Origin of the sequence: Saccharopolyspora sp. ID03-671, assembly GCF_045278815.1 — a bacterium.
Lineage (GTDB): Bacteria > Actinomycetota > Actinomycetes > Mycobacteriales > Pseudonocardiaceae > Saccharopolyspora > Saccharopolyspora ipomoeae.
In genome coordinates this window covers 6,717,060-6,737,195 of record NZ_CP134054.1, presented here as the reverse complement: position 1 = coordinate 6,737,195, position 20,136 = coordinate 6,717,060, and the positions used below count along the sequence as shown (strand labels likewise).

The 20,136-nt window shown below is 69.2% G+C and carries 17 protein-coding genes; 11 read left to right on the top strand and 6 right to left on the bottom strand.

All coding sequences use genetic code 11. From position 1 onward, the window contains the following. The first annotated feature begins 64 nt into the window (after window positions 1-64). The 5 genes from REH65_RS31295 to REH65_RS31275 all read left to right on the top strand — a co-directional run bounded on the left by REH65_RS31295 (window position 65) and on the right by REH65_RS31275 (window position 3,420). Window positions 65-973: a bifunctional DNA primase/polymerase gene (locus REH65_RS31295; protein ID WP_406690338.1), complete on the top strand. Its 909-nt coding sequence runs from the start codon at window positions 65-67 to the stop codon at window positions 971-973. A 315-nt stretch (window positions 974-1,288) separates the two neighbouring features. Further along, entirely contained in the window at window positions 1,289-1,744 is a 456-nt protein-coding gene (locus REH65_RS31290) for a single-stranded DNA-binding protein (protein ID WP_406690337.1), read from the top strand. Between the two features lie 84 nt (window positions 1,745-1,828). Continuing rightward, window positions 1,829-2,011, top strand: a complete 183-nt coding sequence (locus REH65_RS31285) for a hypothetical protein (RefSeq protein WP_406690336.1) — start codon at window positions 1,829-1,831, stop codon at window positions 2,009-2,011. Window positions 2,012-2,168: 157 nt separating this feature from the next. Then, entirely contained in the window at window positions 2,169-2,879 is a 711-nt protein-coding gene (locus tag REH65_RS31280; protein ID WP_406690335.1) for a hypothetical protein, read from the top strand. 106 nt (window positions 2,880-2,985) lie between these two features. Then, window positions 2,986-3,420 carry a hypothetical protein gene (locus REH65_RS31275; RefSeq protein ID WP_406690334.1) on the top strand — a complete coding sequence of 145 codons (435 nt, stop codon included), beginning with the start codon at window positions 2,986-2,988 and terminating at the stop codon, window positions 3,418-3,420. 160 nt (window positions 3,421-3,580) lie between these two features. Here the strand turns inward: REH65_RS31275 and REH65_RS31270 are convergent, their stop codons facing one another. Beyond that, window positions 3,581-4,111 (bottom strand): hypothetical protein, encoded by a 531-nt coding sequence (locus REH65_RS31270; protein ID WP_406690333.1) that lies wholly within the window; start codon window positions 4,109-4,111, stop codon window positions 3,581-3,583. Between the two features lie 890 nt (window positions 4,112-5,001). On the opposite strand from REH65_RS31270, the gene REH65_RS31265 reads away from it, so the two are divergent. Together REH65_RS31265 and mobF are read left to right on the top strand one after the other, a co-directional pair. Then, window positions 5,002-6,054, top strand: coding sequence for a hypothetical protein (locus tag REH65_RS31265; protein ID WP_406690332.1), 1,053 nt, complete (start codon window positions 5,002-5,004; stop codon window positions 6,052-6,054). A 342-nt stretch (window positions 6,055-6,396) separates the two neighbouring features. Then, a complete protein-coding gene (mobF, locus tag REH65_RS31260) occupies window positions 6,397-11,487 on the top strand; it encodes a MobF family relaxase (protein WP_406690331.1) in 5,091 nt (1,696 codons plus the stop codon). A gap of 132 nt (window positions 11,488-11,619) precedes the next feature. On the opposite strand, the gene REH65_RS31255 is transcribed toward mobF, so the two are convergent. Both REH65_RS31255 and REH65_RS31250 read right to left on the bottom strand, forming a co-directional pair. Next, a complete protein-coding gene (locus REH65_RS31255; RefSeq protein ID WP_406690330.1) occupies window positions 11,620-11,958 on the bottom strand; it encodes a hypothetical protein in 339 nt (112 codons plus the stop codon). A 688-nt stretch (window positions 11,959-12,646) separates the two neighbouring features. After that, complete coding sequence (locus tag REH65_RS31250) at window positions 12,647-13,159, bottom strand: hypothetical protein (protein ID WP_406690329.1); 513 nt, start codon at window positions 13,157-13,159, stop codon at window positions 12,647-12,649. Between the two features lie 49 nt (window positions 13,160-13,208). Here REH65_RS31250 and REH65_RS31245 point away from each other — a divergent pair, with 49 nt between their 5' ends. From REH65_RS31245 to REH65_RS31235, 3 genes are all read left to right on the top strand, one after another. Then, window positions 13,209-13,688, top strand: coding sequence for a hypothetical protein (locus tag REH65_RS31245; protein ID WP_406690328.1), 480 nt, complete (start codon window positions 13,209-13,211; stop codon window positions 13,686-13,688). A gap of 337 nt (window positions 13,689-14,025) precedes the next feature. Next, window positions 14,026-14,448, top strand: a complete 423-nt coding sequence (locus REH65_RS31240; protein WP_406690327.1) for a heavy metal-responsive transcriptional regulator — start codon at window positions 14,026-14,028, stop codon at window positions 14,446-14,448. A 49-nt stretch (window positions 14,449-14,497) separates the two neighbouring features. Next, a complete protein-coding gene (locus REH65_RS31235; RefSeq protein ID WP_406690326.1) occupies window positions 14,498-14,764 on the top strand; it encodes a thioredoxin family protein in 267 nt (88 codons plus the stop codon). A 64-nt stretch (window positions 14,765-14,828) separates the two neighbouring features. On the opposite strand, the gene REH65_RS31230 is transcribed toward REH65_RS31235, so the two are convergent. From REH65_RS31230 to REH65_RS31220, 3 genes are all read right to left on the bottom strand, one after another. Further along, window positions 14,829-15,140, bottom strand: a complete 312-nt coding sequence (locus REH65_RS31230; RefSeq protein ID WP_406690325.1) for a thioredoxin family protein — start codon at window positions 15,138-15,140, stop codon at window positions 14,829-14,831. Window positions 15,141-15,339: 199 nt separating this feature from the next. Then, window positions 15,340-16,281, bottom strand: a complete 942-nt coding sequence (locus tag REH65_RS31225) for an arsenic resistance protein (protein ID WP_406693274.1) — start codon at window positions 16,279-16,281, stop codon at window positions 15,340-15,342. 88 nt (window positions 16,282-16,369) lie between these two features. Continuing rightward, entirely contained in the window at window positions 16,370-16,876 is a 507-nt protein-coding gene (locus tag REH65_RS31220; RefSeq protein ID WP_406690324.1) for a hypothetical protein, read from the bottom strand. A gap of 168 nt (window positions 16,877-17,044) precedes the next feature. Here REH65_RS31220 and REH65_RS31215 point away from each other — a divergent pair, with 168 nt between their 5' ends. Continuing rightward, the gene (locus tag REH65_RS31215) at window positions 17,045-20,110 is read left to right on the top strand and encodes a Tn3 family transposase (protein ID WP_406690323.1); all 3,066 of its coding nucleotides are present in this window, start codon (window positions 17,045-17,047) and stop codon (window positions 20,108-20,110) included. Window positions 20,111-20,136: the final 26 nt, after the last annotated feature.

Here is a 20,136-nt window from a genome sequence, read left to right as displayed (position 1 = left end):
TGGGTTTGGTGCGACGGATTCCGGGTGGTCCGGCCTTACGCTCCTATCCAGGAAGGACAGAACCATGAGCAGTCCAGCCACGATGCGTCCCTGCCCCTCCAGCCCGCCGCGGCTGATGCGAGCCGCGCTGGAGGCGGTCGAAGCCGGTCATGCGGTGTTTCCGCTACAACCGCTCAGTAAGAAGCCCGTGCCGAAGGACTGGGAAGCGACCGCTTCCCGCGATCCCGATCAGATCCGGGCCTGGTGGGAAGCGATGCCGTACAACGTCGGCATCGCCTGCGGCCCCTCGGGCCTGCTCGTCATTGATCTTGACGACGCCAAGGGCCAGCGGGCTCCGGACCGGTGGTCCGGCGCCCACCACGGGCGCGATGTGCTCGCCCAACGAGCCGCCGAGGACGGCGAGCTCTACCCCGGCGACACCTACACCGTGAGGACCCCGTCCGGCCAGCATCTGTACTTCCGGGCCCCGGTCGAACCGGAGCTGCGATCCCGGGTCGGCTGCTGGTGGCGGGTCGACACCAGAGGCGCCGGCGGGTACGTCGTCGCCGCCGGTTCGATCACCCGCCCCGGCCGCTACCGAGCGGTGAACCAGGCCGCGATCGCTCCCCTGCCGGAATGGCTGGTCACTGCCCTGACTCCACCACCTCCGCCGGATCCGGTCGACCTGGAGCTGCCTGCCGGGCAGGCCAGCGCTTACGTCGCCGCCGCGGTCGACGGCGAGACGTTGGCGGTCGCCACCGCGTCCACCGGCCAGCGGCACAACACCCTGCTCCGGGCTGCCGCGAGGCTCGGCGGGTTGGTCGGAGGCGGCGTGCTCGACCAGCACACCGCAGAGACCGCCCTGTACGGCGCAGCCCGAGGCCACATCGGACAGGACGGGTTCACCGAGCGCGAGGTGACCCGGACGATCCAGGACGGCCTGGCCTGGGGTCAGGCGCGGCCGCGCTACATCTCTGCCGAGCACACCAGCTAGCCCTCCCCCGAACTCGGCGATTCCGGGCACCCAAGCAAGCGCCGGGAGTAGGTCGGGGTAGCGGGCGGCCGGGTGCCGTGCCGGGGATGTCGATCTACGCGGATCAGATCAGGACGAGGCCGCTGGAACAAGGGCGCCTCCGGCGTCGGCTTCGCCGATGCGCTGACGCGCCCCCTTGCACCACCAGCCACGCCCTGATCCGGGAGTCGCAGATCGACAGCCCCTCGGGCACGGACCCGGTCACCAGCCGGGTTGGTGCAGGTGGCGAGCGGGCTGTCGGGATTCCGAAATTCACGACTTCGCAGGAGGTACATCATGGCTGGCGAGATTGAGATGACCATTGTTGGCAACCTGACCGCGGACCCCGAGCTGCGGTTCACCCCGTCCGGCGCCGCCGTCGCCAACTTCACCGTGGCCAACAACCCGCGGTACTTCGACCGGCAGACCGGCGAGTGGAAGGACGGCGACGCGACCTTCCTGCGCTGCAACATCTGGCGGCAGATGGCCGAGAACGTCTCCGAGTCGCTCAAGCGCGGGATGCGCGTCATCGTCCAGGGCCGCCTACGGCAGCGCTCGTTCGAGACCAAGGAAGGCGAGAAGCGCACCGTCATGGAGCTCGAGGTCGACACGATCGGCCCCGACCTCCGCTACGCGACCGCGTCGGTCAACAAGGTGAGCCGGTCGCAGAACCAGGCGGCCGACAACAGCCCCTGGGACGCGGCACCGGCCCCGGCCGGTACCGCCGTCGGCGCCGGTGCGCCGCCCTTCTGATCCCCAGCACCCGCGCTAACGGGGCACGGCACTTCGGTGCCGTGCCCCGTTTTTCATGCCCGTGACCTGCTGAAAGGCGCGCTCATGCAGCACATCGACCTGCACCTCATCCGCACGGCCCGCTACTGGCGGGAACTGCGCCTGCTCTGCTGGCTCGCCCTCGCCTACCCGCCCCGCCGCCTGCGGCGACTCACCGCCCGCGGACACGGCGACGACAGCACCGATCTCTGTCGAGACCCCACGACAGAAACCGACGCATCAGTCTGATTCGACAGAAACCGACGCACCGGTCCGGTTTCGGACTGGACGAAGCCAACTGGCCGAGCCGGGCGCGCGCCGCATCACCACCGGCGCCTGCCGCCCGCTCACCCGGCCGGGCACCGACTTCCCCGGTGCCCGGCCGGACTCTTCGAGGAGACGATCCGTGAACACATCCACGCAGCCCGATACCTTCGACCACGAGCTCACCTTCGGCCCGGCCTACTCCTACGAGCTTTTCTTCGACACCAGCCATCCGCGCTACGTGCGGCTGCCGTCGACGCCGCCGGTCTCGGCCCGCTTGGGCATCGGGGATCGCTGCGGCTGCGAGTCCTGCCGCAGCGAAGCCTTTTACGCGGTTTCCCCGTTGTGCCGGTTCTGGCGGGCAGGATGCGACGCCTGCGAGGGAAGGCGCAGCTGCCGCATGCGCGTCGCGCCCGGCGGCCCCTGGCGCGAGGAGGTATGCAGGCTCTGCGAGCACTCTTGGCGCGAGGAGGTTGCCTGGTTTCGTTTTGCCCTGCTCGACCGCGGCCTGGCCGCCCGTACCCTGCGCGACGAGGCCGCTCGTCGCCTCGCGATCACCGGCGAGGAGCCCTGGCCGGTGGAGATTCCCGCACATTGGCGCGACGCCGACGCGCTGACGCTGTTCCGCTACGCCGTCGCCAACGAGGACCACGCCCAGGTGCAGCAGGCCAGCCTCGACCGTGACGACACGACCGAACTGGCTGTCGCCGGCGGCGTGGAGGCCCTGGCCCGCAACATTCAGGGTTTCCGCGACCTGGCCGCGGCGTACCGCGCCCACGGCCGACACCAGCTCACCGCCGGTGACCCGACCGAGCCCGGCCGCGAGACCGGAAGCAGCCGCGGTGGGACCTAGAGCCGCCGCGCCCGCCGGGTTTCCCCGCCCGACGGACACCGCTTCCAGGCATTACGTCCATCGCGTAGGCCGATCATGTCGCCGTCGTGCTCTATCCTCGATCGACATGAGGTTTCGTGCCGTCGTGGTGTTCGCCCGGCTCTGCGGTGCGGCCGGCCTGGGTGTGTTCCTGGGGTCCGCCGTCGCGGGTCTGATCAGCATCGTCACCGGCACCGCGTTCGCGCGTGGTGCCGCCTGGGTGACCGGCGTGCCCGTGCTCGCGGTGCTGGGAGCTCTGGCCGGGCTCGCCATCGCCTGGATCACCCGCCGGTGGTTCGTCCCGCAGGCCTCGCACCGGCGGTTGCTGTTCACCGCAGCCGGGGTGGCGGCCCTGCCCTTGGCCGTCGGGGTCGCACAGGGCGAGCCCAGCATCCCTGTTGCGTTCACGCTCATCGCCGCCGCGGTGATGCTCACTGTGACGTTGTGGGTGCGCGGGTATCGCCGTGAAACCGCCCAGGTCCGGGCGATGATGTACGGCTACGGCCGCCCCGCCGGCAGGTGACGAACGCCGCCGGGCCGGAGACGCTGCCACTGTTCGAGGAGCCGGTCGAGCCTGGCCCGCTCCCCGAACAGGTAGTCCCGCCCGCCCACCCGGACCGGCGCCATAAGCGATGACGGCTACGACACGTACTCAATCACGCGCGGCGGCCGGGAACGCACGGTCAAAGCTGTCGTTGTTCCCCTGACACCGCGCCGGTGGTCTCCTCACCCGCCGCTGCCCCCGTCAGCCTCTGCTCGGCAGGTTCCGTCGGGACCATGTCCGGGGCCGCCTGCGCCGGACCACTGCTCGCCTCGGCGTCCGCGCGGCCTGCCGCGATCAACCGTCGTGCTTCCTTATCGCTGCGCAGCTCCAACAGCTCGGCCACCTGCTCGACCGTTCGGCCCGCCTCGTGGATCGCCAACGCCGCCTGAGCCTGCCGGGTGTGCTCACCGGTGACCCGCTCCTGCGATTCGGCACGCAGCGCATCGATCTTGCGCTGGAGGGCGGCCACCTTCTCCTCGCAGGCGGCGTCCTCAGTGGCGATGGCCTCTCCGGCCTCGATGTACTCGCGCAGCGCGTCCTCGACGCGCTGCTCCCGTTGCTTCTGCTCGGCGAGCTGATCGGCGTTGCGCTGCCGGGCGCGCTCCAGGCGCTGACTCATCCTGCTCGACCGGCGCGGCCGCCGGCTGCGGGTGGACGTCGACTCGGCCATGTCCGCTTCCTCCCCTGACGGTTGTGCCCTACGAGCTCGACGCTAAGACCGTCCGAAGCCGAAGCGTCCCGACGCGCCGGGGACCGGCGGCTTCGCGATGGGAAGGGAAGGTAGGCAGATGAAGAGGGCGCGCCCGGCCGAAGCCGGGCGCGCCCTCCGTGCCGTGCGCGGAAGCCCCGAAGGGCTTACCACCGCGAGGTGGCTCGGCCAAGACCGCGCCGACACACTCGCCTGGCGTGCGCAGGGCCCGCTGAGGCCCGTGTCGCCAAGCACCGATCAGTGTAGCCGCCACCCGTGACGCACGGTGCCAACAAGCGGCAGGCCGACCGTGCCCGGAGCCTTGCTCGGCCAGGCGCCTGCCCGTACCCGGTGCCCGGCCGCCCACGGTCACCCGAACCTGCCACAGTGCCGGCGGGCGGCGCAGGGATTGTTCTCCGCTGCGCTCCGAACAATGAAGACATTTCCTTTCTTCCCCCGGCCCTTCGCGGCCGGATTGTCTCGACGTGTGGGACTGCCGCGTCAAGGCCACCCCACAAATTCCCGAAATTCTTCTCCGCAAGCTCCGAACAATTTCGGGAATTTGCGAGGCCCCGACCTTGACCCGACAGCCCCACACGGGAGTGATTGGCCTATGTCGAAGGGACGGGGAAAGAAAGGAAATGTGCAAACTAATGAACGGGGTCAATTTTCCGAGGGCAACTCGCCTTCGTGTCGCCCAACCGCGCAGGTCAGAGGGCGGTTCACTTGATCCGGCGAATTGCGGAAAAAGGCAATCAAAAGCCCTGTTGAGCTTGCCGCGAGTTGGCAATTCGGGATAGAATAAGAGTCGTAAGCCGCCGGGAAGGCCAAGCCTGGCGATTGCGCAAAAACCGCTGATTTGAGGTTTCCCCATGTCGCATTCTGTGACGATTTCGGACTCGGTTCTTTCTGTCGCCGCATTGCTGCGCACCGGCGACCTTCGCACCGCCCGCGCACAGTGGCGCGAGACGCTGACCAGCGCGAACGCCCGCGAAATCGGCGTGCTGGCCGAGTGCGGCCAGATCCTGGCCGCGCACCCGCGTACCGCAGTAACGCGGCTCCGCAAGTACTGGCAGCGCGCCGACGAGTACGACCGCGCCGTCATCGCAGCGTGCGCCCCGCGCCCCGGAGAACAGCGCGAGCGGCCCGAGCCGCAGGCCGACCGCGCCCCGCGCTGGGACCGCCGCGCGATCGAGAACGCCCGCCGCCGCGCCGATGGCGAGGTTCGCACCGAGAGCCGGCCCGAACTCCGCCGCGCCCAGCGCAAGGCCCGCACCGACGCCCGCGCGGTCACCGAGTACGCCACCACCCGCGCCGGAATCGACGACGCCCCGCAGCGCGCCGAGCAGCCCGACGGCTACGCCGTCGACTACGAGCGCATGGCCATCAACCCGGTGGCGCGCGACCGCGAGCGGCCCGACCCCCGCACCACCGCCGTTCGCGACGGCGGCCGCCCGTGCGTGGCCCTGGGCTGCAACATCGAGCCCAGCCGCGCCGACCGCGCCCACCGCGACGGGTTGTGCCAGGAGTGCCGCGAGCTGGGCCGCCCCGGTATCAACCTGCCGGAGGACGCGACCCGCCCTCAGGCGATCGAGGCCCTGTGCTCCTACATCCACCAGCACTACCCCCGCGCGCTGGACCACCTCCGCACCGAGTGGGCCCGCTACAGCGACCAGGCCGACCGCGACACCGTCGCCGCATGGGTCGCCGCGAACGCCACCGAGCAGCCCGCCGCCGAGCCCGCGCCAGAGCTGGCCTCGTGTGCGACCTGCGGCACCGAGCGCGTCCCGCGTGACGTGCGCTGGCAGGACGTCGACGACGGGCAGTGCGCCAATTGCCGCCGCCTGGACGAGCTCTGGCCCGGCCAGATGGCCGCAGCCGCCACTGTGGAGGCCCAGCCCGCGCCAGAGCTGATCGCCGCCTAACCACGTTCCCGCGTTCCACCCCGGGACCCCCGGCCCAGATGGGCCGGGGGTCCTTTTCGTGCGCCCACCAGCCCCGGCCGCCGTGCCCGTCGGTCGGGCCGCTTTCCCGTGCCCGCTCTTGCGTCTTGCGCGCCGGTCCGCCCTGGTCCGTTTCGGCCGGCATCTCGCCCTTGTGTCCGCGCCGGCACTCCCCTGATCTGTGGCCTCACCTCGCACACAGCACCTCTTGCATTCTCAATGCTCGCCGGATCTGTATCGATTGAGTCTGCGACGGGCGGCCGCCCCGGCCTGCTTAGCGTGAGTGCATCGACCGTGGCAGGAACCGCTGATGAAGGGGGCGCCGTGATCGGTGTTCGCAAAATCAGCCCCGGCGGTCATGAGTACCTGACCGGGTCGGTGGCCTGTGGCGATCGGGAGCTTGAACCCGGCGAGGCGCTGTCGGACTACTACACCGCGCACGGCTACCCGCCCGGACAGTGGTTCGGGCGCGGCGCGGCCGCACTGGGGATGGACGGCGAGGTCACCGCGGCGCAGATGAACGCCCTCTACGGAGAGGGCAGGCACCCGGACGCCGACCGCATCGAAGCGGCCAAGATCGCAGCGGGCGCCTCGCCGGAAGAGGCACTGGCCGCAACGAAACTCGGTTACCGGTTCCGCCAGCACGGCGGTGCCGACGAGCTGCGCAGCAAGGTCGTCGATGCCTACAAGGCGTACAACCTCGACAACGACCGTCCGATCGGTGCGCCGATCGATGAGGCCACCCGGGCGGCGATCCGCCGGGATGTGCAAGCCCAGGCCTACGCCGAGAACCACGGCGGCACACAGCCCAGCAATGCCGAGTTGAAGAAGTGGCTGGCCGAGCAGAAGCGCGAGATGAAGAACGCGACTTCCGGCTACGAGCTCGTTTTCGCCCCGCCGAAGTCGGTCTCGGTGGCATGGGCACTGTCCGATGAGGCCACCCGCGAGCAGATCGTCGGCCTGCACCGCCAGGCCGTGCGCGACACGTTGCAGTACTTCGAAGACAACGTTGCCTTCACCCGCAAAGGCGACGGCGGATACGCCCAGCACGACGTCAAAGGCATCACGGCGGCCCTCTTCGAGCACTGGGACTCCCGCTCTGGGGATCCGCACCTGCACACCCACGTGCCGATCAGCGCCAAGGTGCAGGGTCCCGATGGCCGCTGGACGAGCTTGGACGGGCGCAGTGTGCTGGCCGCGGCGGTGACGACCTCGGAGTACTACAACAGCCGCCTGCGGGACCTCTTCCGTGAGCAGGGTGCCTGCTGGGTCGAGAAGCCCAGCGGTGGGTTCGATCTCAAGCGCCCGGTCTGGGAGCTCGACGGTGTACCCGCCGAGCTGCTGGCGGGCTTCTCCCAACGTGCTTCGGCGGTCGAGCAGGAACGCGCCCGAGCGATCGTGGAATTCAGCCGCTCCCACGGTCGCGAGCCCAGCCCGAAGGAAGTGCTGGAGATCGGGCGCCGGGCGCAGTACGGCACCCGAGAGGCCAAGCAGGCGCCGCGCTCGTTGTCCGAACACCTGCGGCGCTGGCGCTCCCAGGCCGTCGAGATGGTCGACGAGACCGTGCTCGGTGGGCTGCGGGAACGGCTCTTCGGCGGCGCACCCGAGCAGGTTGAGCAGGTTGATGTCACCGCGCTCGCCGCACGCACGCTGGCGACAGTGTCCGACCACTACAGCCACTTCAACGTCTGGAACCTCGAAGCAGAGGCGCATCGTCAGTCCGCGCACCTGCGGGTGCCCGACGGCACCCGCGATCAGGTCATCGGCCAGATCGTCGAGGCGGTCGTTCGGGACGCCGACACCGTGGCGCTGCAGGCCCCGTCCGTGGTCGAGGAGACCTCGGGGCTGCGCCGGGCCAGCGGTGAGAGCGTGTTCGTCGAGCACAACGCCCAGCGCTGGACGACGAACCGCACGCTGCGCGAGGAGTCGGCGCTGGCGGCGTGGGGGCGGCGCCGCGACGGCGTGCGCATCAGCGATGCCGCGGTCCGGCGAGCCGTTGGCCGCGCGAAACTCAACGCTGGTCAGAAGCATGCGGTTGCCGGGTTCGCGACCTCCGGGCACCGAGTACAGCTCCTCTACGCACCGGCGGGGGCGGGCAAGACCACCGCGATGCGGGTCTTCGCCGATGCCTGGCGCGCCGACGCCGGCGAGGTCTACGCCTTCGGCCCGAGCGCCCGCGCGGCCCAGGAACTCGGCACCTCGATCAAGGCCCGCCCGCACACGCTGCACCAGGTCACCAAAGCGATGCAGAAGAGCAGCGCCGAGCGCGCATTCCCGTTCACCCGCGGCGATGTGCTCATCATCGACGAAGCCGCGATGGCCGGCACCCACACGCTGCACGACGTCGTGCGCTACGCCCTGAACCGAGGCGCGGACGTGCGAATGGTCGGCGACGACAAGCAGCTCGCCGCCGTCGAAGCAGGCGGTGCGGTGCGCTGGTTCGCCCACCACAACGGGGCACTGCGGCTGAAAGAGGTCGTGCGCTTCGCCGACCCCGAGCAGGCCGCGGCCTCCCTGAAGCTGCACGCCGCCGACCCTTCGGGCCTCGACTACTACTTCCAGAAGGACTGGGTGCACGAAGGCAGCCGGGAGACGATGCGCGACGCCGCGCACCACGCTTGGCGCACCGACCTCGATGCCGGTCGCCCGAGCCTGCTGATCGTGCCCGCCAACGAAGACGTCGTCGCCCTGAACCGCCAGGCCCGCGAACTGCGGCTGCACCGCGGCGACGTCGACGCCGGCCAAGCGGTGCAGTTGCACGACGGTACCCACGCCAGCAAGGGCGATTTGGTCGTCACCCGCCACAACGACCGGTTGAAAACGCTGTTCAGCGGCAAGGACTTCGTCAAGAACGGCGACACCTGGCAGGTGCGGGGCATTGGCCGCCACGGGGAGCTCAAGCTGCGTCACCAGGACAGCCGCGGCACCGTAACGCTGCCGTCCGACTACGTCGCCGAGCATGTCGAGCTGGCCTATGCGGCGACGGGGAACCGCTCGCAGGGCATGTCGGTCACCGGCGGCTCGTCGCACAGTGTCGTGCCGCAGGGGCTGTCGCGCGAACAGCTCTACACCCAGATGACCCGCGCCGAGCACGACAACCAGGTCTACGTCGAAACCGTCCAGCACACGATCGACAGCCACCAGGAAACCCCGGCCGAGCGCACCGGGCGGGGCGTCCTGGAAGCCGCACTTGAGCGGTCCTCGGCCGAGACCTCGGCGACCGAGGAACTGCGCGCCTCCCTGGACAAGGCCGAGTCGCTGCGCACCCTCATCGGCCACCACGACTACGTCGCACACCTCGGCTCCGAGGAACGCATCAATGCGGTACTGACCGAGCACGTGCCCCACCTGCTGGAGCAGCCTGCTGTCGGGGCGCTGCGCCAGACCGTGCGCAATGCCGAAGACGTCGGCTGGCAGGCCGAGCAGCTGGTGCCCACCGCCCTCGCCCAGGGACGCCTGACCGATGCCGACGATCCGGCGGCGATGCTGCAATGGCGCATCGAGCAGCACCTGCTGCACGAGCAACCGCCACCGCGCACCGCCGCACCCACGATGAGCCAGATCAACCACTGGCGCGTCATCGTCGAAGGCCACGACACCACCGCCGACATCGAAGAACCCACCTGGGAACGAGTGTGGAAGCTGGCGGCCGCGGCCGATGCGGAAGGCCTGGACACCGACGCCGCGGTGGCCACCGCCGCACGGCAACTCGCCAACCGGCCCTCCTCCGACCCATTGGACGCCCACCACTACACCGCCGATGCGGTCACCGCCGCGCTGGCCGAGCAGCGCGAAAACGGCCTCGGCTGGAGGCCCGCACTTCCGTGGATGGCCCACCCCGACCACACCCGCCCCAGCGACGAGCTGCGCGACTACCTCCCGCGCCTCAACGACGCCATCACCCACCGCCACGCCACACTGCGCGCCCAGGCCACCGCCGAGCAACCACGCTGGACCGCCGGATTGGGGCCACGACCCGAAGACCCAGCGCTCGCCGAGCGCTGGGACACCGTGGCCGGTCTGGCAGCGGCCTACCGCGAGACCTACGGCATCCGCACGAACGACCCGGCACACCCGCTGGGTGAACAGCCCGACAGCCAGGGCCTGCGTTCCCGCGCCTGGCACGACCTCATCGACCAATGGGGGCCGCCCACCGCGACCGCCAGCACCGACCAGACCACAGCGACGAGTCACGACGAGCTTGAGCGGCTACGCGAGAGCATCGACTTCGACGATCTGCTGGAGACCTTCACCGACACCCTGCACGAGCGGACCGAAGAATCCCTGTCGGTGCTGGCCGAACGTCACCACACCACCAGCCGTGAACTGCTCAACCGCGTCGCGCACCAGGCCCTGGCCGAACACGCCCCCCACGCACTCGGCCAACCCGCCGAACCCAAGCTGCTCGACACGCTGCGCCGCGCCGAAACACAGGGATGGCAGTCCGACCGGCTCGTCGAGCGCGCCGTCACCACCAGCGGCCGCGAGCACAGCAACGACCCGGCCGCGGTGCTGCGGTGGCGCATCGAATCCCACATCGCCGACCACCAGCCACCCGCCCGCTTCGCCGACCCCAGCACAGAACAGACCGACCGGTGGCACACGATCACCACCGCAGTTCTGCCGAGCGAGGACGTCACCGACGACTGGGGACTGGTGTGGCGGCACGCCGCCGCCGGTGCCGCCGAAGGCCTGGACGCCGACTCGGCGGTCGCCGATGCCGCACGGCAGCTCGCCGAGTGGCCCGCCGACCCGGCGGAAGCCCACCGCTACGCCGCCCAGATCGTCGTCGACCACCTCACCGACCAACGCGACCAAGGCGCCGGCGAACAGCCCGTGCTGCCCTGGCTGAACACCCCCCACCGCTCTGTGCGGGACGCCGAACCCGAACTCGCCGACAACCTGGACCAGATCACCACCGCAGTGGCGACACGGGTCGGCGAGCTCCGCGACCACGTCGCCTACGACCGCCCGGACTGGGCCGCGCGACTCGGACCGCGGCCGCAGGAGGAGACCGCCGCCGAACGCTGGGACGACGTCGCCGGGCTCGCCGCCGCCTACCGCGAGACCTACGGCATCCGCACGAACGACCCGGACGTGCCGCTGGGGCCCGAACCCGGCGGCCAGAACGCCAGAGCCGATGCCTGGCGGACTATCACCGATAAATGGAGGAACACGATGACCAGCCCAAACGGGAACTTCCAGCGCGACGACACCACTGAACGCATCGAGGCTCTGCGTGACGAGGTGCTGGAAAGCCGCGAGGACTACCGCGACGACTACCGCGAGCGCCATGACGACTACCACGACGATGAGACCCGCCGCGAGAGCGAGGGCGACTACGAGCGCTACGGCTACGACGATGACGAAGAGCTGGACCAGGGCAGCGGATTCCACTCCGGCATGGGCTTCTGAACGTGGATCCCTGAAACACAGAGAACCCCGGAAAACCAGTTTCCGGGGTTCCTCGTTGCCGTGGAACGGGTGGACGGCGTTTCGCGCCTGGATCAAACGGGCCGCGTCATCGCATCGCGAGGGGGCGGGCGGTCACTGCTGTGTCGGGTCTTGGACCTCGGGGTCGTAGGAGACGGAGATGACGACCTCTTCGTCGTGCGGGCAGTGACCAACCGCCCGGTGCGGTTTCGTCACCCCCAGGCCGCAGAACGCCGCCCATGCCCGCAGGCTCGCCTGCGGTTCGGGGTCGATATCCGGGACGCGGCCTTCCAGCGCGCGGGACAGCCCCGACGAGATGGTCCAGGTCAGCGGCGGCAAGCCCATTCGATCGGCGTCGGCCAGCATCTCAGCCAGGGCGGTGGTGGTCTGGCGCTGCGCCGTTCGGTCGAGTGCGGCGCGCTCGGTGGCGATGAGGTTCGTCGAGTTGCTCATGCGGTGATCTTCTCGCGCCACGGTCATCGGCGTTGGCCATCCGGCACGTGTCGCTCGGAATAGACGGTGCCTTCGGGGTCGCGGAGCTCGAGGCATACCCGGCAGGTCCAGGTGCTGTGCCCGCCGTTTCGGGCTGCTGGGCAGGTGCACGGGAGCCAGCCGCGCAGCCACTGGCCGGAGTGCTGGACGTGGCCGCGGGCACAGGTCGTCGGTGGCTGATTCGGCATGGCCGCCCGCGTTCCTTCATGACGTTTGGGGCGGGTCGCGCCGCCAGGGTGCAGAGGCCGACCCGCGTGGCCGGAGCACCTTCCCCGTACCCCGACGCACCAATTATGAACACACGTTCGATGTGATCGCCAGTTCTGCGGAGACACCGGGGCTCTGGTGTTCATCACCCAGCTCTACGCCATGCACCGCCGGGCCCTGCCCGCCTGATCACCGGCACCGAACCCCGCCACCCCCTCCTGTCCAGCCCGGGGTTCACCGTCACCCAGCCCCCGGCCCAACGTCGGGGGCTTCCCCATGTCATCAATTTCGGTCAACACTGAAACAACTGCCCCAACGAAAATAGGGCCCCGGTTGGAAACGGCGTTTCCAACCGGGGTCTGCCACGGCAGATCTCCCAGACTCGCTCCGGGCGCAACAGCTCACCCTGCTGCAGTCGATCGCCATACCGGCGATCTCGGGGTTACGGGTACGGGATCGAACGCAGCGGCCTGCACTTGTTCCCGTGGCTGCTAAATCCGACCGCGCCGTAGCCTTCATCGCTGTTCTGGCCACCGACGTTGGGAACCTGGCTGTCCGGTGGCACCGAACGACACTCGGTAGCAGCGGTGCTGGGGTCGTTCTTTAGGTCCCATTCCAGGAGGTAGATGGTGCGGTCAGTGTTGTTGACCACGGACCGCACCCGGTTAGTGGGGTTGTTACTCCCAAACGCTTCGCCTGGCGCCGCGAATGTCCCTGAGTAGTAGTTGAAGTTTTCCCACTCGCGATCGTTTGCCCACATCACGCGGCTCGGAGTGCGCACCGGACTGTACGGGGACTGGTTGTAATCGTGTCGGTCGTAGAGGCAGTAATCCCCGCCAGCGCAGGCGTCGCTTCCTACCTTTGAATGGGTGGAGGGGCCTTCTGTCTCATCGTCATCGTCATCGGCAAGTGCAGGCGGGACGAGTGCGAGAACTCCGGCCAGGGCCGCAGCCACAGTCACGGTTGTGCGAAGCATTCGCGCAGAACTCCTTCCGGTCGTGCTGATGGTGACCACGATCAACACACAGCAAGCCCTGGCGCGCCTGGCTGCCGACCACATCGAGCGATCCACGACCACTCGAACGACGTGGCCGCCGCGCTCGGCCCGGTCACCGCTGGTGCACTGGTCCCGTCCGTCGTTGCTCGTATCGGGAAGGACCCTGCACAAGCGCTCTCACGTTCTACCCGCCCTGGGCTCGTTGGCTGCCGCCGGCGCCCTGCTGCTATCCCTAGCTGCCACAGCCGCCGCCGATGGCACGATCCTCGTCTACTCAATCGGCAAGCCCGCGGAGCAGCAGATCAGCAACCCCAACAATCCCGAATCCGTCCCCGGCGGTGCCTTTCTGCGCAACGACAGCGGCCAGTTCGTCGAGGTCTATCCCATGCCCGGCTGCGTAGGCGCACCGGCACCCGTTGTCCCGCCAGGCGAGGAATTCAACGGTCAGTTCAACTGCTACATCTCCCGAACCTCGGACGGGGACTAACACCACCCCGCCGCCTCGATCGAGGCCGTCCTTGCGTTGGCGAGTCCGTAGTTGGAAACGGCGTTTCCAACTACTCCAATCGCGGCAGATCACCCGGGCTCAGATCGGGGCGCAGAGCTGGCGTAGTGCACGTATTCCGAACGCGTCGTATTCGCCCCGGGAGGGTTCAGCGGCAGCGGAGTGGCGGGGTCGCGTATTCACCTGCCGCGAGTTCCCCGGCTTGTGCAGGCTCTCTGCTCGCGGCGACCCGGCTGGACTGGACCTTCCACCGGGGTGGAAGGTGCACGGTGGGTCTGAGAGTTCGAGAAGCAAGATCTGACCAGTGCGGGGAGCTGCCGTGCGCATCGGAGAACTGGCTCGGAAGGTCGGTGTGAACACCAAGACCCTTCGCTACTACGAGAGCATCGGCCTGTTACCAGCGGCCGAGCGGACCAGCGCCGGATACCGGGTCTATGGTCCGGGCGATGCCGATCGGGTGGGCTTCATCAAAGCCGCCCAACGGCTGGGCATGCGCTTGGACGAGATCGCCGAGGTGCTCGCCCTGCGCGATGCGGACAAGCGTCCGTGCAGCTATGTGCGCGGCGTGCTGCATGAGCATGTCACCGACATCGACAACCGCATCGCCGACTTGCAGCGCCTGCGGCAGCAGCTGCTGGACCTGGATGCGCGCGCCGACCAGCTGGCCTCCGACCCGAGCGCGGCGCCTGCCTCATGTCCGCTGATCGACCACGTTCGTCACCAGGGGCAAGTCCGGACTTGACCTTGCACCCGAGTGGAATCCCTAGCGTTCGATGTGGAGGTGATTGAAGATGGCACAGCGCCATGTCGAGGTATTCACGACCGGCTGCGCGGGCTGTGAGCCTGCGGTCAGTCTGGTGAAGGAAATGGCTGGGCCGGGCTGCGAGGTAGTGGTGCGCGACCTGCGTAGCGACGCTGATGCAGCCGCCAAGGCGAATGAGTACGGGATCACCCGTGTGCCCGCCGTGGTGGTCGATGGCCGCCTGGCGGATTGTTGCCAGGGTGCGCACGGCCCGACTCGCCAGGGCTTGGCCGCAGCTGGCGTCGGCAGCTGCTGATGCAGCGGTGGTCCTGCCCCCAGTGGGCAGGACCACCAGTGCCGCAGTCCGACAACGCGTCTCCCTATCCAGGCTCGCTCGCCTTGGCCAGGGCCCGGCGCAAGTCAGCCTCGCCCGGTATCCCGGATGCAGTGCCGTCGGCGCCCCGGTACAGGCGGCACGACAGGCTCGGTAGTGCCCCGGGTGACGCGAACGGATCGGTGCCGTCGATCAGGATCGTCGGCGACCCGTACATGCCCCGCCGGGCAGCCTCGGCCTCATCGGTCACCTCGACCAGCTCCACCTGGGTGTCCTGGTCGTCCAGTGCGGCAGCGATCCGCTCCAGCGCGGGCCGTGCGTTGGGGCAGTCCGCCACAGTCAGTACCGTGATCCGCATCAGCCCTGATCCTCCCGTCGTTGTCCTGCACCGACGCTAGCGCGGCAGTAGACCTACCCTGCCCTGTCCGGCTGCCCAAACTCGTGGACATCCCTGGGTGCCGGGGGCAATCCGCCTCCGTAACTGAGGTCGAAGTGCTGTCCGTTCTCACGAATAGAGCCGCCCCGGGGTGTTCAGCCCTGGGGGATCCGGGATCGGGTCAGTGGGCGGGCAGCAGGCGGGGCACCACCCGGACGTAGATCACCATGCCGACGACCTCGACCAGGGTCTGGGTGACCACGACGACCGCTGCGATGGCCAGCGTGTCGGGCAGGGCCAGGGCCAGCGGGAGAACGACCAGCGAGTTGCGGGTGGCGCCGGTGAACACGATCGCCCGGCTGGCCGGCACGTCCAGCCGGAACAGGCGGGCCACGGCGAGCCCGGCGAAGGCCATCACGAGTAGGAAGGTCCCGTAGAACGGGACGACACGGGCCACCGTGGCGAGGCCGTCGCCGAGTTTCGGCACCTGGGAGGCCACCACCGTCAGCAGGGTGGCGGCCATCAGCGGCACCATCAGCGTGCCCATCGTATCGGCAGCCCGTTGCCCCGCGGCCCGGCGAGCCGCCCAGGCTTGGGTGAGCCAGGCCAACGTCAGCGGGATGACGATCAGCACGACGAATGCTTCGACGAACGGGCCGACCTCGACGACCTCGGCCAGGTCCGAGCCCAGGAACAGCAACAGGTAACCGGGCAGCAGCACCATCTGGGCGATCAGGAGCAGCGGTGTGGCCGCGAGCAGCCGCTGGCTGCTGCCGCCGGCCAGTCCGCTGAAGACGATCACGTAGTCCACGCAGGGTGTCAGCAAGACCAGTAGCACTCCCAGCCGCACAGCCTGGTGGTCGGGAAGGAAGGCGACCATCGCCGCGACCACCAGTGGCACCACCACGAAGTTCACCATCAGCGCTGCGGCCAGGAACCGGCCCGCCCGCACCGAGCGGCCCAGCTCGGCGGCAGGCACCTGCAGGAACGTCACATACAGCAGGGCCGCGAGCACCGGGTTGATGGCGTGTTCCAGACCCGGCCCCGCCTCGGGGGCGACCCAGCCCACCAGGGCTCCGGCCCCCAGCGCCCCCACGTAGATGGCGACCTGGTGGCGTTTCATGCCTGCGACCAGGCCGGATGCTGACGACAACGATGGTGCTCCTCGCAACGTGTGATGAACCAACCAGAACCGGCGGCACGGCGAATGGTCAGGCGGCCGGGGTGAACAGCTCGGCCAGCAGGAAGGCGCCCTCGGCGGGGGCGCGGACTTTTAAGCGCAGCACGGGGCCGTCCAGATGGAGGCGGAAGTCGAAAAACGGGCAGCACTGCTGCTCGTCGGCGGCCAGCGCGGCGATCTGTCCGGCCCGGTCGGCGGGCACGGTCAGGCGCACGCCGTCGTCGATCTCCTCGTGTTCGGCCCCGCGTAGCAACTGCTGCCACTGTCCGGCCCGTTCCCCGATGTCCTCGCCGGTCAGGGAACACGCCACCGGCACTGTCCGCCATCGCTCGGCATTAGCTTCGGTCTCGGCCGGACGCGCGGACGTCACCGGCACCGGTGACGTGCCGTTGCTAGGAGTGAGGAACGCGCACTGCGGATCGCAGTGACCGCTGCGGTCCGGCAGCGCGTCCAAGTGCCCCAGCGCCCGATACAGGACGGTGGTGAAGGCGACCAGCTCCGCCGTGCGCTGCTCGGCCTCGGCGATCCGGGCGGCCACCCGGGGCCGCAGGTCGGCCTTGACGTCCTTGCAGGCCCCGGGGGTTGAGGAACATCCGTGTCGGATCGTGCGCTAAGGGTTCTCCCGGTTTGTCGCCGCGTTGACCTGCGGTTACGCGGTGCTGGAGTCTTCCAAGGTCGTTTGTTGTCGATCTTGGAAAGGGCTGTTGTGGCAGTCGAGTTCCTGTCGGATGACCAGGCCGCTTCGTACGGGGCGTTCCCCGAGTCGCTGCCTCGGGGTGAACTGGAGCGGTACTTCTTCCTGGATGACGCGGACCGGGAGCTGGTGCGGGGCAAGCGCCGGCCGCACAACCGGCTCGGGTTCGCGATCCAGCTGACCAGCGTCCGCTACCTCGGGCGGTTCATGCCGGATCCGCGGCACGTTCCGGTGGAGGTGGCCGAGTACCTGGCCGAGCAGTTGGAGATCTCCGATCCGTCGTGCCTGAAGGACTATGGCGAGCGGGACGGAACCGCGCGCACTCACGCCGGGGAGATCCGGGACTTCTCCGAGGTCATCAGTGAGCTGAGCGAGTGGCTTGATGCTCGCGCGTGGACCACCGGGGACGGGCCGAAGGCGCTGTTCGACGCCGCGGTGGGGTGGTTGCGTGAGCGAAAGGTGCTGCTGCCGGGCGTGACCAGGCTGGCGCGGCTGGTCGGTTCGTGCCGGGAGGCGGCGAGTCAGCGGTTGTGGGAGACGCTGCACGATCTCCTCGACGACGAGCAGCGCGCCGCGCTCGATGGGCTGCTGGAGGTGCCGGAGGAGAACCGGACCTCGCGGCTGGACCAGCTGCGCCGCCCGCCGACGCGGGTGTCGGGGCCGGCGATGGTCGACGCGCTTCAGCGGGCCGCGGAGATCCTGGGGTTGGGGTTTGCCGAGGTCGACACCGAGGTCGTGCCGCCCCGTCGGCTCGCGGAGCTGTCGCGCTACGGGGTGCAGGGCAAGGCCACCCTGCTGCGCCGCCACGGCGACTCCCGACGGGCGGCAACGCTGTTGGCCACGGTGGTCTACCTGCAAACGAGGGCAGTCGATGACGCCCTGGACCTGCTGGACGTGCTGATCGCCTCGAAACTGCTGGCCCGAGCGGAGCGGGAATCGGCCAAGGAGAAGCTGCGCACCCTGCCCCGGCTCGGTAAGGCGTCGGCGAAACTGGCCGCCGCGCTGGAGGTGTTACTGGAGATCACCGGCGTACACGACGACCTCGCTGAACAGGCCGCTGACGACGGCGACACCGTGGAGCCAGTCAGTTTGGCGCAGGTGTGGGCCGAGATCGAGACCGTAGTTCCCCGCGCCGAGCTCGCCGACGCGCTGACTGCGGTGGTCGAGCTCGCGGGCCCGCCGGACTCCGACGCTGACGAGGCGTGGCGGGCGGAGCTGGTCAAGCGGTTCGCCACGGTGCGGCCGTTCCTGCCGCTGTTGTGCGAGGTGATCCGCTTCGACGCCGCCCCGGACGGGCAGCAAGTGCTGGCGGCGCTGCGGGATCTGCCGAAGTTGTGGGGCGGCGGCCGCAACAAGGTCGCCCGCTCGGAGATCGACGAGCAGCTGCTCATCGGCTCGTGGCGGCGCCTGGTGCTGCACGCCCCGGAACTGGAACCCGGCACGGTGGACTGGCGCGCCTACACCTTCTGCGTGCTGGAACAGTTCCACCGCTGCCTGCGCCGTCGGGACATCTTCGCGGTCAACTCCAGCAAGTGGGGCGACCCCCGCGCCAAGCTGCTGGCGGGCAGTGCGTGGATCACGGCGAAGCCGGTGGTGCTGTCCAGCCTCGGCCTGCCACCGGACCCCGACGATCACCTGGACGAACGCGCCGAAGCGCTGGATGCGACGTTCCGCGAGGTCACCGCCGGCCTGCCCGACAACACCGCGGTGCGCTTCGATGAGCACGGCCGACTGCACCTGGCGGCGCTGCCCGCGGAGGCCGAGCCGCCGAGCTTGGAGAACCTGCGGGTGCTGACCAACCGGATGCTGCCCCGCGTGGACCTCCCGGAGGTGTTGCTGGAGGTCTTTTCCTGGACCGGCGCCGATCAGGCGTTCACCTCGATCACTGGCGGCGAAGCCCGCCTGTCGGATCTGCACATCACGATCGCCGCGCTGCTGGTGAGCGAGTCGTGCAACATCGGCTGGACTCCGGTCATCAAGCACAGCGTGTCTGCGCTGACCAGGGATCGCCTCGCTCATGTCGACGCCACGTACCTACGGATGGACACCCTCAAGGCGGCCAACGCCGCGCTGATCACCCACCAGGCGAACATCGATCTGGCCCAGCTGTGGGGCGGTGGACACGTGGCCAGTGTGGACGGCATGCGGTTCGTCGTCCCGGTGCAGACGATCAACGCCCGCCACAATCCCCATTACTGGGGCCAGAAACGGGGCGCAACGTGGCTGAACATGGTCAACGACCAGGCCGCCGGACTCGCAGGCAAGGTTGTGGCGGGCACCCTGCGTGACTCGCTGCACGTCCTGGACGTGCTGTATGACCGCGACGGCGGCACGAAGCCGCAGATGATCGTCACCGACACCGCCTCCTACTCCGACATCGTGTTCGGTCTGCTCACCCTGGCCGGATACACCTACGCCCCTCAGCTGGCAGATCTGCCGGATCAGAAGCTGTGGCGCATCGACACCAAGGCTGACTACGGCCTGTTCACCACCGCGGCCCGGGGTCGCATCGACCTGGAACGGGTGCGGCGGAACTGGGAGGACATCCTGCGGGTCACCGCCTCCATCCACACCGGCGCCGTCCGAGCGCACGACGTGATCCGGATGCTCTCCCGCGACGGCCACCCCAACCCGCTCGGCGAAGCCATCGCGCACTACGGACGGATCCACAAGACCCTGCACGTGCTGCGGATGGTCGACGACACCGGCTACCGCCGTGACATCAAAGCCCAGGCCAACCTGCAAGAGGGCCGCCACGCCTTGGCGCGGCGGATCTTCCATGGCCAGCGCGGTGAACTGCGTCAGCGCTACTACGAAGGCATGGAAGACCAGCTCGGCGCGCTCGGTCTGGTGCTGAACTCGCTGGTGCTGTTCAACACCCGCTATCTGGACGCCGCGATCGCCGAGTTGCGGGCCGGTGGCTACGAGGTCCGCGACGAAGACGCTGCCCGGCTCTCGCCCTTCGTGCGTCACCACGTCAACATGCTCGGCAGGTATTCGTTCTTGACCCCGGAGCTGGCCGGCGGACTTCGACCGTTGCGCGACCCGTCGACTCCGGACGAAGACGACATCAACTAAGACGCGGTCACAAGGAGTCTCCGCGC

What these genes read in the sequence shown, in the direction of transcription:
- REH65_RS31295 (WP_406690338.1), top strand. Translation starts at nt 65, where the DNA reads ATGAGCAGTCCAGCCACGATGCGTCCCTGCCCCTCCAGCCCGCCGCGG.
- REH65_RS31290 (WP_406690337.1), top strand. Translation starts at nt 1,289, where the DNA reads ATGGCTGGCGAGATTGAGATGACCATTGTTGGCAACCTGACCGCGGAC.
- REH65_RS31285 (WP_406690336.1), top strand. Translation starts at nt 1,829, where the DNA reads ATGCAGCACATCGACCTGCACCTCATCCGCACGGCCCGCTACTGGCGG.
- REH65_RS31275 (WP_406690334.1), top strand. Translation starts at nt 2,986, where the DNA reads ATGAGGTTTCGTGCCGTCGTGGTGTTCGCCCGGCTCTGCGGTGCGGCC.
- REH65_RS31270 (WP_406690333.1), bottom strand. Translation starts at nt 4,111, where the DNA reads ATGGCCGAGTCGACGTCCACCCGCAGCCGGCGGCCGCGCCGGTCGAGC.
- REH65_RS31265 (WP_406690332.1), top strand. Translation starts at nt 5,002, where the DNA reads ATGTCGCATTCTGTGACGATTTCGGACTCGGTTCTTTCTGTCGCCGCA.
- REH65_RS31255 (WP_406690330.1), bottom strand. Translation starts at nt 11,958, where the DNA reads ATGAGCAACTCGACGAACCTCATCGCCACCGAGCGCGCCGCACTCGAC.
- REH65_RS31245 (WP_406690328.1), top strand. Translation starts at nt 13,209, where the DNA reads ATGGTGACCACGATCAACACACAGCAAGCCCTGGCGCGCCTGGCTGCC.
- REH65_RS31235 (WP_406690326.1), top strand. Translation starts at nt 14,498, where the DNA reads ATGGCACAGCGCCATGTCGAGGTATTCACGACCGGCTGCGCGGGCTGT.
- REH65_RS31230 (WP_406690325.1), bottom strand. Translation starts at nt 15,140, where the DNA reads ATGCGGATCACGGTACTGACTGTGGCGGACTGCCCCAACGCACGGCCC.
- REH65_RS31225 (WP_406693274.1), bottom strand. Translation starts at nt 16,281, where the DNA reads ATGAAACGCCACCAGGTCGCCATCTACGTGGGGGCGCTGGGGGCCGGA.